Genomic DNA, 12,765 nt, shown 5'->3' on the forward strand with positions numbered 1-12,765 from the left:
CGCTCCCGCGGCCCTCGGCCGGTTCCCCCGGCCCGCCCGCCGCCGACCGGAAGGCATGCAGCGGCCCGGCCCGGCCGGACCACTCCCTTATTTTCACGAAACGGACACATTTGAAGTATTGAGGTTTCAGAATAGGGTGCCGCGGGCGCCGACCCGCTCGGAAAGGAACAGCGCCATGCGAGTTCTCGCTGTCACCCTGATCACCGGAGCCCTGCTCTCCGCCGTGCTCACGATCGGCGCGGTCGACGCGTCGGCCGCACCCCCTGCCGCCGTCGCCGCCGGAATCCCGTTGACGGCGGAATACCCTGACGCGGAACAGATCACGATCGGCAGCGGCTCGAGCGCCACCCCGGCCGTACCGTTCAGTCTGCCCGGCGCGCTGGTCACCGGCTCCGCCACCGAATCGGCCGGCCTGCGCTGGCTGGGCTGGTGCTATTCGGTCGGCGCCTGCGCGGCGCGCTGAACCCCTTCCCGCACAACCGATTACGCCCGCCGGGACGGTCCCTTTCCCGGCGCGGTCTGCTGTCACGCGTCAGGCGGGTCGTGCCCACCGTCGCCCGGCACGGTCTGCCCGCTGCCGGGTGGCGCCCCAGGGGTGTCCGGCGCGATCTGCTGTCACACCTCCGGCGAGTGGTACCCACCGTCGTCCGGCACGGCGGATTCGCCGGGCCCCGGCACATCGGTGGGTGGCTCGGCGCGCACACCTTGCAGGGTGGTCAGCAGTGTGTCCAGGATCGGTGAGGGCCGGGCGTCGGCGCGCAGCACCGCGGAGACCGGCACCCGCAGCGGCCGCCCGGCCAACCGCAGCGTTGCGATGCCCTCGGTCGCGCTGTCGGCATAGAGGATCGTCCACGCGTCGGGACGGTTGACCAGTTCCATGGTCGCGGTGTGATCCGGCGGAATCGGCGGACCGTAGGCCGGCCGGCCGGGCAGATAGGCCGCGCGCACGATGTTGTGTAGCAGGATCTGTTCCTGCTCCGGCGGCAGCAGCAGCGGATATCCGCCGAGATCGGCGAGCGTCACATCCTCGCGGCCGACCAACGGGTGTGCCGTCGAAACGGCGATCACGAGGTTCTCCACCCACAGCCGGCGGACGGTCAGACCGGGGTGATCGACACTGCCGCGAATGAGAGCCATATCACAATCACCGTCCGCGACAGCCGCGATGCGCTGCCGGAACGGCTTGATCACGAACTCGATCTCGGCCCCCGGATGGGCCGCCCGCGCGGCGGCGATGGCCGACAGCGACCGGGTTGCGAAGGACATGTTCGCAGCCAGGCGAATACGCGGACCGGACGCCCGCACAGCAGCGCGGATCGCCGATTCGAGGCTGAGCATTTGTTTCGCAAGCGGAAGTAGCCGAGTGGTCGCGTCGGTCGGGACCACGGACCTGGTGGAGCGCTCGAACAGCTGTGTGCCAAGATCGTGCTCGAGCCGAGCAATCTGATGACTGATAGCCGATTGCGATATGAAGCACCGCGCGGCGGCCCGGCTGAAGCTCAGTTCCTCGCACACCGCGACGAAGTAGGCGAGCTGCCGCAGTTCCATCGAGATCTCCATTCATGAACGATCTAGATAAGAGTCATCTGAATTATGCGCCCTGACCCGCGGAACAGCCAGTTTCCGAATCGCGTTTACTAATGGCAGAAGGAGGAGGTCATAGTGGACGAGGATCTGCGGGTCCAGCACGACATCGAGACCACCGATGTGGTCATCGTAGGGTCGGGCTTCGGCGGACTCGCCGCAGCGAAACAACTGAGCAAATCGAAGGTGAACTACGTCCTGATCTCGAGTACGCCGGAACATCTGTTCCAGCCCCTGCTCTATCAGGTTGCCACGGGCGTGCTCCCGTCCGGTGACATCGCCCCGCCGATCGCCGACATCCTGGACGGCCGCCGGCATCGCAACGCCGATGTGCGCCTGGGCACCGTCGTCGATCTCGACGCGGATGCCGCCGTGCTCACCTACGACACACCCGAGGGGACGCGCCGGATCCGGTACTCGTCCCTGATCGCCGCCACGGGTGCGAGCCAATCCTATTTCGGCCGTGACGATTTCGCCGAGAAGACCTACTCCCTGAAGACCGTCGCCGACGCCGAGCGGCTGCGCGCGCAGATCAAGCGGGTGTTCGACGAGGCCGCCGACGCGGATCCCGAAACCCGGAAGCGGCTGCTGAGTTTCGTCGTGGTGGGCGCCGGGCCGACGGGCGTCGAGGTGGCGGGGCAGCTGAAGGAGCTGTCGAAACGGCACTACCACAAGGATGTCTCGGTCACCCTGGTCGAGGGCGCGGGCGCGGTACTGCCCCCGTTCGGCGGCAACCTGTCCGAGTACGCGCTGAAGTCGTTGAGCGGCAACGGCGTCGACGTCCTGCTGGACACCTTCGTCACCGATATCGACGCGGGCAAGGTGACCGTCAAGAGCAAGGACGGCGTCGAGCGGCTGATCGCGGCCGAGACCGTGGTCTGGTCGGCGGGTGTGCAGGCCGGCGGATTCGCGAAACTGCTGGCCGAGTCCACCGGATGCGCGACCGACCGCGCGGGCCGGCTGCTCATCAACCAGGACTGCACCGTCGGCGGCCACGCCGACATCTACGCCATCGGCGATATGACGTCGCTGAACGGCTATCCGGGCCAGTCGCCGACGGCGATGCAGGAGGGCCGGCACGTCGCCGACATCATCCGCCGCAAGAAGCAGCCCGGCACGCCGTTCCGCTACCGGGACAAGGGCTCCATGGCGGTGATCAGCCGATTCAGCGCGGTCACCAAGCTCAACGACAAGGTGAAGTTCACCGGCACCCTGGCCTGGTTCACCTGGCTGGCGGTCCACCTGTTCTACCTGGTCGGATTCCGCAACCGCTTCGTCGCCATCCTGTCCTGGCTGGTGGCCTTCGTCGGCACCGGCCGCCCCGGTTTCCAGGAAGCCGACCGCCGGTCCCGCGAGGTCCCCATACCCCAACAACGCGCAGCCTGACGCAAGCACTCACCGCGCGAAACCCTCCGAACCAACCCAGGTTCGGAGGGTTTCGCCGTATAGCGAGGCATCGAGAGCGTAGTGGCCGGGCACACTGTGCGCCCTCGGCACGAGGGCGCACACCCCGGACCTATGCGGCGCGGCCGACCTCGGCGCCACCGGTAGCCATCGCGAAGAACTCCTCGGCCAGGTGGTCGGGATGTACCCGCGGCAACTCGTTCGGCTCGACAGTCGCGAAATGTCCCGAATCGAACAGGATCTGGGCCGCGCTGCGCTCGATCAGGCGGCTGATCAGCAGGCTGCCCACCCGCACGCCGCGCTCGCGCACCTGCTGGTCGACCCCGTGCAGATAGTTCAGCAGGCCCGAACTGGGCACGCTCACGCTGGCGAGCGCGGCCTGCGGATCCCGCACCGCGATGCCCTGGGCGATCAGCAGCGCACCCGAGCCGCGCGCGAGCATGCCGGGCAGCAGCGCGTGCACGATCCGGACCGGGGTCAGCAGATGCAGCGGCAGCCAGGAACGCAGGATGTCGACATCCAGCGCCAGCGCGTCCACCGGCAGCCGCGCGACGTCACCCGGGCTGTACAGCGCCACATCCGGAACCCCGTGCCGCACTTGCAGTTCCGCGAGCGCGGCATCGACCTGCGCGTCCTCGGTGAGATCCGCGTACAGGACATCGGCGGCGATGCCGTCGGCGGCGAGGGCGTCGCGCAATTGCGCCAGCGTCTCCTTGTTCCGCGCGGTCAGCGTCACCGAATAGCCGGCGCGGCCGAAGCGGCGGGCCGCCGACAGGCCGAGCGCGGGACCGGCGCCGAACAATGCCAGGTGGGGCATGGATGATCCTTCCAGATAAGTCGAGAGGGTACTCAAGTTGAGTATGCTCTCGACTTAGCCGGAAGTCGAGCGGCGGGCGAAAGTGCGCGCATCCCTTCACATCTCCGGCGGATCGCGGTGACCGCACGTAAGATGCTGCGATCGAAGGGGATTCGGGCGAACGGCGCCGGATTCCGCGATCAGGGGGTCCTGACATGAGCGATCGGGATTATTCGGCGCGCGAGCTCGACGCCGGACGGCCGTCGGCCGCTCGCATCTACCACTATCTGTTGTCCGGCGAGCCGATCTTCGAGATCGACCGCGTCCACGCGGAGCAGATGGCACGGATCGCCCCGGACGGTGACGTACTGGCCCGCCACAATCGGAGCTTCCTGCAACGCGCGGTCACGTTCATGGCCCGGCGGGGGGTCCGGCAGTTCCTCGACATCGGCTCCGGGCTGCCGACCGCCGGTAACACCCACGAGGTGGCCTGCGCGGTCGCGCCGGGCAGCCGGGTGGTCTACGTCGACTACGACCTGGAGGCGGTGAACCGCTCCTACGAACTGCTGGCCGCACAGGGCGCGCTCGGCACCGCGACGGTGCTCGAGGCCGATCTGCGCGATCCGAAGTACATCCTCGACCATCCGGACGTCGCCCGCCTGATCAGCCACGATCTGCCGGTGGGGCTCCTGGTCGTCGCGGTGTGGCATTTCGTGCCCGATTCGGATCGCCCGCTGGAGGTGATGGCGACGCTGCGCGAATGGCTGCCCGCCGGCAGCTGTGTCGCCATGAGCCACCTGTCCCTGGAGGATGTCGACCCGGCCTTCGTGGCGCGGGCGGCCGCGGGTATGGCGGAATACAACCGGGTGGTCAGCAATCAGGTGACGCCGCGCACCCGGGCGACGTTCACCGAATTCTTCGACGGCTTCGCGCTGGTCGAGCCCGGCATCGTGTACGCGCCGGACTGGCGGCCGACCACCGCGGTCGACCCGGGCGACGTGGCGCGGCAGGGCATCTTCGCGGGGGTCGGGATCAAGCCCTGACCGGCCGTCGCACCGGGCCCGGACCGTCCGGGCCATTGTTAGGCTGGCGAGATGGTGGATCTCGCGCCGCGGCCGCGCCGCCGCGATGCCCGGGACAATCGGGACAAGGTGCTCACCGCGGCGCGCCGGCGGTTCGCCGCCGACGGCCTGGACGCCTCCCTGAACGCGGTGGCCCGCGACGCCGGCGTCAGCATCGGCACCCTGTACAACCACTTCCCCACCCGCGACGAGCTGATCGACGAGACCCAGCTGGACCGGGTCGAGGAGTCGGTGCGCAGTGCCGAGGCCGCGCTGCGGGCCGCGGACCCGTGGACCGGGCTGGTGCAGCATCTGACCACGATGGCTGAATTGCAGGCCACCGACCGGGGTTTCACGGACGTCTGCGTGCGCCCGCTGCCCGAGGGCAGCCGGATCCAGCAGACCAAACAGCGCGGCCAGGTGCTGTTCCACGAACTGATCGCGCGGGTCCAGGCCGCCGGAACGCTGCGGCCCGATGTCGACGTCACCGATATCGGGCTGCTGCTGTGGTCGGTGGTGCGCGCCACCGAGGGGGTGCGGCAGCAGGCCCCCGACGCCTGGCGGCGGCATGTGGCGATCCTGCTCGACGGTCTGCGTACCGCGGCCGCGCATCCGCTGCCCGGACGGCCGCTGGATCACGACATCCTGCGCGTGGCAATGGAATCCGGTCGCTGAACCGTTCATGCCTGCTCCGCGACGACGGGGATCTGCACCGCGTCGACGGCCGCGTGCACCTGGACGCAGTCGGCGGTCGTGAGACCCGCGAGATTGTCCGCCACGGCATCGTGGCAGGCGGTCAGCAGGGTGGCCGCCAGCGCCGGGTAGTCGGCGCTGGGGTAGAGCTGGGTCTGCACGGTCCAGTACAGGGCCGCGGCCTTGACGAGGCCGAGCCCGCGCACCGTGCGGCCGTTGAAGGTGTCCCCGTCGGTGATCAGATAGGCCAGCTTGTTGCCGACGCCGCTGTTGGTGTGCACGCCGCCGCGGTCGGGCACGGGGTTCCGGTCGGAGTAGACGGCCGGCTGCCAGCCCGGCCCGCGATAGATCTCCGGCTGATGCGCGGGCGCCGAACGCGGCGAACGCATATCGCGGATCACCCCCACCTCGGTGCCGTTGCCGAGCTTCCAGCGATCCTCCGGCGCGTGCGGGATCCGTTCGGTGGTCAGTTCGGTGAACTCCCCGAACACATCGGACATGGACTCGTTGATCGCGCCGGATTCGTTGAGATAGTCCAGCCCGCTGGTCTTCTCGGTGACGCCGTGCGTGAGTTCGTGCGCCACCACATCGATCGCGAGCACCGGGGCCCCGATCACGAAGCCCACGCCCTCGGCCCAGTAGGCGTTGCGATACGGGCAGGCCACCACACACACCCGCACCACCGAGCGCAGCGCCCGGCCGTTGCGGTCGCGGGCGTCGATCCCGATCAGGCCGGTCAGGCTGTCCAGGCCGGTGAAGCGGTGATAGAAGACCTCGGTGTCACCGATCCAGTCGTAGACCTCGTTCGCGTCGTTCTCGTCGGTGACCGGCGGATTGCCCTCCGTGCGCACCACCGGATAGCTGCCCACCCCGCCGCAGGGGATCTCGAGGCGCATCTCGTCGCCCCCGGAATCGGCGTCGCAGATCACCCGGATCAGGTTCTCGGCCGTCTTCCAGGCGTCGAGTACGGTCCGGGCGTCCGTGGCGTCGACGAACACCCGCCAGGCGCTGTCGCCGACGGCGAGATCGAACCGGTAGGCCGGGCGCGCGGCGTGCTCGCTGCGGCCGCTGCCGGACAGGCCCGGGTCGTACCAGGTCGAACCCTCGGACCGCACCCGCACCGCGGCCGCCTCGGCGCGGGCGAGTTCGGCCGCGCGGTCCAGGGCGGCCGACCGGGCCGCGGCGGTCGGGTGCGCGGCCCCGGCCGGGAAGCGGCCCAGGAGCTGTTCGGCGAGGGCGCCGGTGACCGAGAGCAGCGCGCCGTCGGCCTTCAGCGCCATCGCGACGCCGCCGCCGTAGACGGGTACCGCGTCGACCGACTGGGTCAGCCGGACCGTGGTGCCGGTACCGCGCCGCGACACCCGCTCCACCGCCAGATCTGTCGCGGGCCGGGATCCGAACAGCTGCGCGACATCCGGCGCGTGGGCCACGGCCGCGCGGCGCGGATCGGCGGCGGCGCCACCGGGCGCCGGTACCGGCGCGTCGGGCACGACCTGACGGACGGATCCGCCGGAGTTGCGATGAATCGTCTTGGGGCTGTTCACCAGTGAGGGCGGTTGCGCGACCACGGTGACGGCCGGAACCGCCACCAGAGCCAGCGCGAGACCGGCCACCACCGCGAGTCGTACGGACATGCCAGAGCCTCCCGTGCCGTTCGCCATAGCAGACGCGTATCGAACAGTACTGTCGGGTGCCCCGATTCCCTGGCATCTCGATTCCGGCCGCGCCCGACGGCCGCCGCCCTACAGCTTCGCCAGCACCTTCTGCACCGTGAGCCAGGTGCGGGTGGTGATGTCCTTGCCGTACATGGTCTCCAGCCACGCCATGTGGCTGGGCGTACTCCCGGCGTTCGAGTTGTCGATGACGGCGAGTACGGCCCGCGCACCGGCGTCGAAACCGAGGATGTCGATGACCTTGCCGAGCTCCGGCGGCAGCGGCCGCGAGGGTTCGCCCGGCGCATCGTTCTTCACGAACGTGACCGTGAGATAGGTGCCGCGGCCGTGGGTACGCTCGCCGAAGGGTGCGGCATCGACCAGTGCCTGCAACTCGTCGCGACTGCGGATCAGCGTGCCGCCGGCGATACCGAGTTCGGCGTTCAGTGCCCGCTGGATGCGCGATTCCAGTGCGGGAACATCGGTCTCGGTACTGCCGAAGACGATGTTCCCACTGGTCAGCACCGAGCCGACGGAATCGAACCCGAGGCCGGTGAAGACCTCGCGCAGCTTCTCGCCGCGCATGTTCGGATTGGTCGGCATGATCCCGCGGAGCAGGGCGGCGTAGCGAATCATGCGGCCGACCGTACCGGTTGCCACCGACAAGCTCGCGCCCCACGACCGGGAAAGGGGTGCGGCCCCCGGTCGGGGGCCGTCCGGGATCAGAGCGCGGCGGTTCCGGCCTTCTTGCGCGCGATATCGGCCAGCGCCGCCTCGTGCCGGGCTCGCTCCCCGGCCGCGTCGTCCCAGGCCTGCTTGCGGTTCTTGACCACCTTGGCCGGCGCCCCCACCGCGATGCCGAAGTCCGGGATGTCGCCACGGACGACGGCGTGCGCGCCGAGCACACAGCCGCGCCCGACCCGGGTGCCGCGCAGCACGGTCACCTTCGCCGCGATCCAGGTGTCCGGGCCGATGCGGACCGGGCTCTTCACGATGCCCTGATCCTTGATCGGCATCGTGACGTCGTCCATCCGATGGTCGAAGTCGCAGATGTAGCACCAGTCGGCGACCAGGGTGGACTCCCCGATCTCGATGTCGAGGTAGGTGTTGACGACGTTGTCCTTGCCGAACACCACCTTGTCGCCGATGCGCAGCGAGCCCTCGTGGCAGCGGATGGCGTTGCCGTCGCCGATGTGCACCCAGCGGCCGATCTCCATGCGGCTCAGTTCGGGCGTCGCGTGCACCTCGACCCGGCGGCCCAGGAACACCATGCCGCGCAGGACGATGTGCGGATTGGCCAGCCGGAACTTCAGCAGCCGCCAGTAGCGCACCAGGTACCACGGCGTGTACGCCCGGTTGGCGAGCACCCACCGCAGCGACGCCGCCGTCAGGAATCGGGCCTGTTCCGGATCCCGCCGACGTGAACCCCGCCACCGTGCGCGCAACGGTGCGCCCCACATGCTCGTCACGAACTGCTCCTCGTGTCCTCGGGCGACTGTATCTTGTTCCGCGGCGTCCTTCCGCGGTGCCGACCGTGAGCTATCAGGGTACGTTCGCCGCACCCGCGGACGACCCCCGCCCTCGTGCCGCCGGGAAATCCGGCGAACCGGTATCGGGGCGAGGCAGGCGGTCGCGGTGTCGGCCGGAGGGGTTAGGGTCATGCAGGCCCGTACCAGCAGAGGGGAGCACAGTCAGGTGCGTTACAGCAGCCGGCGACCCGAGCACAGCGAGCACGACCGGCGTGCAGGGGATACGGAGGGACCGAGCGCAGCGGCGCGCATCGTCGCGGCCCGCGCTCGGATGTCGGTGCGCCGCAAGGGTTTCCGGATCGCCGCGCTCGGCGCGCTCGGCCTGCTGGCCCTCACCGCGTGCAGCGGCGGCCGCGAGGATCTGTCGGTGGGCCCCGGTAAGGGGTGGCCCTCGGCGTTCCACGATTCCCGCAACAGCGCCACCAGCCCGGTGTCCGGTTCCCGCCATCTCACACTCGGCTGGTCGCGGCCCGTCGGCGGCCCGGTCATGTCGGCGACCACCGTGGGTTCGGAGGGGCAGCTGTTCCTCACCACCCGCACCGGCAACGACTGCACCGGCAATCCGGGCATCACCGGATCGGTCTTCTCCTTCCAGATGCCGACCGGGCGCAAGCGCTTCTGCAACGTGCTGGGCCCGGACGCCATCGCGACCACCTCGGCGGTCGACAGCGCCTCCAACGTCTATCTCGGCGACAACGGCGGGGTGAACTCGTTCACCCAGGTGGGTCAGCCGCGCTGGCGTACCCCGGTGGCCGGGGTGCCGGTATCGGTGCAGTTCACCGGCGACGGCCGGGTGCTCACAGTCAGCCAGCTCGGCCAGGTCGACGTGCTCGACCGGCAGACCGGCGACCGGATCGCCGCCACCTTCCAGGTGCTCGGCGAGCCCGACTACATGAAGCTGCCCGATCTGCCGCGCCCACCCGACGGCCAGGGCATCGACGACTGCGCCTTCGGCTGGCCGCACTGCCCCGTCGCGAACGTGTCGGCGGTCGACCAGGCCTCGGGCCGGTTCTACCTGACGGTGTGGCGGCCCGGCTCGGCGACGGCGTCGCTGGTGGCGCTGCGCTACGCGGACAAGACGATTCGCGAGGACTGGAGCGCCGACCTGCTCACCGACGGCAGCGCGACCAGCCCCACGCTGTCCGCCGACGGCAAGACCGTCTACGTCGGCGACAACGCGGGCCGACTGCTCGCCGTCGACGCGGCCGACGGCCACCGGAAATGGGCACAGCCACTGGGTTTCTCGCCGATGGGTGCGATCTCGCTGTCCGGTGGCCTGCTGATCCCCGGCGGCGACGACGGTCATCTGGTCGCCCTGCGCGACCACGGCGACTCCGTCGACATCGCCTGGGAGCGCAAGGATCTGCAGTTGCGCGGCCGGCCGGTACAGACCGCCGGCGACACCGGCTACGTGGTCGCCGCCATCGGCTCCGGCCTGAATCTGGTCACCTTCGACACCCGCACCGGCGCCACCGTGGCCTCCGCCGTCCTGCCCGACGCCCAGGGCACCACGGTCGGCACCGCGATCGGCGCCGAGGGCGAGGTCGTGGTCACCACCCGCATCGGCGAGGTGTACGCGTTCAAACCGGAAAAGTAGGCGTCAGCGCGCGACCTTCACCCGGCCGCACCGACCGATGGTCCCGAATCAGCGTGGTACCGGCGGAGTTTCGCAGAGGAAGACCGTCGGGGTCGACCCGATCCGGGTCACCACCAGGGTGAACGGGGTGCCGCCACGCGGCCGGATCCGGGTGCGCAGCGCGTCCGGGTCGAGATCCACACCGCGAGTGAGGATTTCCAGCGGCCCGCAGTCCCGGCGATGCAACTCCGCGCGCAGCGTCTTCTCCCGGAAGTCGAACCGGTCGAGGATCCGGAATCCCCGCACGCCGTCGGGCACCCGGTCCCCGGTGAGGTAGGCGATGCGCGGATCCAGTTGCCACAGCCCGTGTCTCGCCGCATAGTGCCGGACCAGCCCGGCCCGCACCACCGCCCCGTCCGGATCGATGATCCAGTCGCCGGGATCCCGTTCCGGGATGTCGTCGGGCTCGGCATCGGTGATCGTCCACCCCGGCCCGCCGGTGCTCAATACGGACGCACGCCGGGTCACCCCCCGCGTCGCGAGCCCGGCCGGCCACAGACACGCCTCACGCACCGAACCGTCCAGCGACACGACCTCGACCTCCCCGTGCCACCGCATCCCCCCGAGACCGCCGGAGCCCCTTCCGGTGCGCCGCACGGTCGCGTCCCGGCCGGAACCACCCCGAACTCCGCTCGACCCGGAGATGTCACCGCCGAAGGCGTGCCCGGCCCGACCCGGCCCCGAATCGCCCGGGTCACCACCGACCCCGCTCGTGCGGGAATGCGCCGATACGCCGGGCAGACCGACCAGGAAGCAGTCGAAATCGATACCCGGCGCACATTTCACGACGAGGTCCCGGCCCGCGTACGCGTCGATCAGGTCCGGTAGCGGCGGTTGCAGTTTCGCCGGGTCGTGGGTCCGGCGACCGTCGGCGCGACGGGCCGGATCGGCGATCACCACCGTGTCGGAACTGCACGGCGCCAACGCATCCGCCCGCGCGAGCAGCACATTCGACGCACCGGCGAGATTGTGTGCCGCCATCGCCAGCCGGACCTCGTCCAGATCGCTGCCCAGTACGGCCGGGCAAACCTGTTGCAGCGCAGCCAGTTCCGCACCGATCGAGCAGGTGACATCGTGCACCGGCCGCCCGGCCAGGCGCCGTGCCCGATGCGCGGCCACCACCGTCGGCGTCGCCTGCTGCAAGGCGTCGTCGTCGAACAGCCAGCGCTCGGCGCCCGGCAGCTTCACCGCGGCCCGCCGCCGCAGCCGCACCGTCTCCACCAGCGCCCCGGCATGTTCCCCGAAGTCGCGCCGTACCCGCTCGAGGTCGCGCACCAGACTCTTCACGGTCAACGACAACTCGTTCACCGCTGTCAGCGCCGCGGCCCCTTCGGCGCCACCCAGGTACCCGACGTCCGTCCGCGAGAACCGATAGCCCACTACGCCTCTCTCCCCGGCCGGGAACTGCGCTGTGCCGCAGAACTTTTCGACTATCGGCCGCGCGCGCCCGGCTTCACGCCGGTGAGCATGGCGTTGTAGAAGAACTGCCGCGGGACGATGCGGCGCATGACGTTCTCGTCCAGCCAGCTCAGGCCCAGCCAGGCGCGGTACATGGTCACGCGGTAGCGCCAGGTGAGCTTCTCCTCGGGCACGGCGGCCTCGAAGGTACGCACCGGCCAGCCCCACAGCGCCGCCGCGAACTCCTCGGTCTCGGCATGCACCCCGACCGCCCCGGCCCGGGTGGCCATCGCCTCCAGATCGGCCGGATCGAAGGTGTGCAGGTCGACAACCGCCTCGAGGGCCGCGGCGCGGGAGGACTCGTCGAGTTCCTCCTGCGGCCGCCGCCAGCCCTGCAGGAACGGCAGCTTGGTGATCTCGGTGGTGACCTTCCAGGTGACCTGGCCCAGCCTGCGCGCGTACACATTGCCGATGGTGGTCGGCTCACCGGCGAAGACGAAGCGCCCGCCCGGCTTCAGGACCCGCAGGCATTCCTTCAGCGCCAGCTCCACATCCGGAATGTGGTGCAGCACAGCATGTCCGACCACCAGGTCGAAGGTCTCGTCCTCGTAGGGGATGGTCTCCGCGTCGGCGACGCGACCGTCCACGTCCAGGCCCAGATGCCCGGCGTTGCGGGTGGCGACCCGGACCATACCCGGCGACAGATCGGTGACCGAACCGGACTTCGCGATGCCGGACTGCATCAGGTTCAGCAGGAAGAAACCGGTGCCGCAGCCGAGTTCCAGCGCCCGCTCGTACGGCAGCGCCGCATTCGGGGCCACCGCGTCGAAACGCCCGCGCGCGTAGGCGATACAACGCTCGTCGTAGGAGATCGACCACTTGTCGTCGTAGGTCTCGGCCTCCCAGTCGTGATACAGCACCTGGGCGAGCTTGTTGTCGGCGAGGGCGGCCTGAACCTGTGCTTCGGTGGCGTGCGGGTTGGGCGCGGGATCGTCGGGGCGTCCGGTCATGG

12 protein-coding genes are annotated in these 12,765 nt (G+C 69.9%); 5 read left to right on the forward strand and 7 right to left on the reverse strand.

Going from position 1 to position 12,765, the window contains the following annotated elements:
• Positions 1–175: 175 nt before the first annotated feature.
• Positions 176–463, forward strand: coding sequence for a hypothetical protein (locus G361_RS0127050; protein ID WP_019930257.1), 288 nt, complete (start codon positions 176–178; stop codon positions 461–463).
• A gap of 152 nt (positions 464–615) precedes the next feature.
• Here G361_RS0127050 and G361_RS0127055 read toward each other — a convergent pair whose 3' ends face one another.
• The gene (locus tag G361_RS0127055) at positions 616–1,548 is read right to left on the reverse strand and encodes a LysR family transcriptional regulator (RefSeq protein WP_052172911.1); all 933 of its coding nucleotides are present in this window, start codon (positions 1,546–1,548) and stop codon (positions 616–618) included.
• 114 nt (positions 1,549–1,662) lie between these two features.
• Here G361_RS0127055 and G361_RS0127060 point away from each other — a divergent pair, with 114 nt between their 5' ends.
• The gene (locus tag G361_RS0127060) at positions 1,663–2,970 is read left to right on the forward strand and encodes an NAD(P)/FAD-dependent oxidoreductase (protein WP_019930259.1); all 1,308 of its coding nucleotides are present in this window, start codon (positions 1,663–1,665) and stop codon (positions 2,968–2,970) included.
• A gap of 130 nt (positions 2,971–3,100) precedes the next feature.
• Here the strand turns inward: G361_RS0127060 and G361_RS0127065 are convergent, their stop codons facing one another.
• A complete protein-coding gene (locus G361_RS0127065) occupies positions 3,101–3,805 on the reverse strand; it encodes an SDR family NAD(P)-dependent oxidoreductase (protein ID WP_019930260.1) in 705 nt (234 codons plus the stop codon).
• 194 nt (positions 3,806–3,999) lie between these two features.
• On the opposite strand from G361_RS0127065, the gene G361_RS0127070 reads away from it, so the two are divergent.
• Positions 4,000–4,827, forward strand: a complete 828-nt coding sequence (locus tag G361_RS0127070) for an SAM-dependent methyltransferase (RefSeq protein ID WP_019930261.1) — start codon at positions 4,000–4,002, stop codon at positions 4,825–4,827.
• A 51-nt stretch (positions 4,828–4,878) separates the two neighbouring features.
• Entirely contained in the window at positions 4,879–5,520 is a 642-nt protein-coding gene (locus G361_RS0127075) for a TetR/AcrR family transcriptional regulator (protein WP_019930262.1), read from the forward strand.
• 5 nt (positions 5,521–5,525) lie between these two features.
• Here G361_RS0127075 and G361_RS47300 read toward each other — a convergent pair whose 3' ends face one another.
• From G361_RS47300 to G361_RS0127090, 3 genes are all read right to left on the reverse strand, one after another.
• Positions 5,526–7,172: a M4 family metallopeptidase gene (locus G361_RS47300; RefSeq protein ID WP_019930263.1), complete on the reverse strand. Its 1,647-nt coding sequence runs from the start codon at positions 7,170–7,172 to the stop codon at positions 5,526–5,528.
• A gap of 108 nt (positions 7,173–7,280) precedes the next feature.
• Complete coding sequence (locus G361_RS0127085; RefSeq protein ID WP_019930264.1) at positions 7,281–7,826, reverse strand: DUF1697 domain-containing protein; 546 nt, start codon at positions 7,824–7,826, stop codon at positions 7,281–7,283.
• A gap of 86 nt (positions 7,827–7,912) precedes the next feature.
• On the reverse strand, positions 7,913–8,659 hold the full coding sequence (locus tag G361_RS0127090) for an acyltransferase (protein ID WP_196814644.1): 747 nt from the start codon (positions 8,657–8,659) through the stop codon (positions 7,913–7,915).
• Between the two features lie 226 nt (positions 8,660–8,885).
• Here G361_RS0127090 and G361_RS0127095 point away from each other — a divergent pair, with 226 nt between their 5' ends.
• Positions 8,886–10,316, forward strand: a complete 1,431-nt coding sequence (locus G361_RS0127095; RefSeq protein WP_231387105.1) for a PQQ-binding-like beta-propeller repeat protein — start codon at positions 8,886–8,888, stop codon at positions 10,314–10,316.
• A 48-nt stretch (positions 10,317–10,364) separates the two neighbouring features.
• Here the strand turns inward: G361_RS0127095 and G361_RS0127100 are convergent, their stop codons facing one another.
• Both G361_RS0127100 and G361_RS0127105 read right to left on the reverse strand, forming a co-directional pair.
• A complete protein-coding gene (locus G361_RS0127100; RefSeq protein ID WP_019930267.1) occupies positions 10,365–11,735 on the reverse strand; it encodes a THUMP-like domain-containing protein in 1,371 nt (456 codons plus the stop codon).
• Between the two features lie 50 nt (positions 11,736–11,785).
• A complete protein-coding gene (locus tag G361_RS0127105; protein ID WP_026343570.1) occupies positions 11,786–12,763 on the reverse strand; it encodes a class I SAM-dependent methyltransferase in 978 nt (325 codons plus the stop codon).
• Between the last annotated feature and the right edge of the window lie 2 nt (positions 12,764–12,765).

Origin of the sequence: Nocardia sp. BMG111209 (assembly GCF_000381925.1) — a bacterium.
Classification (GTDB): domain Bacteria; phylum Actinomycetota; class Actinomycetes; order Mycobacteriales; family Mycobacteriaceae; genus Nocardia.

Coding starts and splice junctions, on each gene's coding strand:
- G361_RS0127050 (WP_019930257.1), top strand. CDS start 176: ATGCGAGTTCTCGCTGTCACCCTGATCACCGGAGCCCTGCTCTCCGCC.
- G361_RS0127055 (WP_052172911.1), bottom strand. CDS start 1,548: ATGGAACTGCGGCAGCTCGCCTACTTCGTCGCGGTGTGCGAGGAACTG.
- G361_RS0127065 (WP_019930260.1), bottom strand. CDS start 3,805: ATGCCCCACCTGGCATTGTTCGGCGCCGGTCCCGCGCTCGGCCTGTCG.
- G361_RS0127070 (WP_019930261.1), top strand. CDS start 4,000: ATGAGCGATCGGGATTATTCGGCGCGCGAGCTCGACGCCGGACGGCCG.
- G361_RS0127075 (WP_019930262.1), top strand. CDS start 4,879: ATGGTGGATCTCGCGCCGCGGCCGCGCCGCCGCGATGCCCGGGACAAT.
- G361_RS47300 (WP_019930263.1), bottom strand. CDS start 7,172: ATGTCCGTACGACTCGCGGTGGTGGCCGGTCTCGCGCTGGCTCTGGTG.
- G361_RS0127085 (WP_019930264.1), bottom strand. CDS start 7,826: ATGATTCGCTACGCCGCCCTGCTCCGCGGGATCATGCCGACCAATCCG.
- G361_RS0127105 (WP_026343570.1), bottom strand. CDS start 12,763: ATGACCGGACGCCCCGACGATCCCGCGCCCAACCCGCACGCCACCGAA.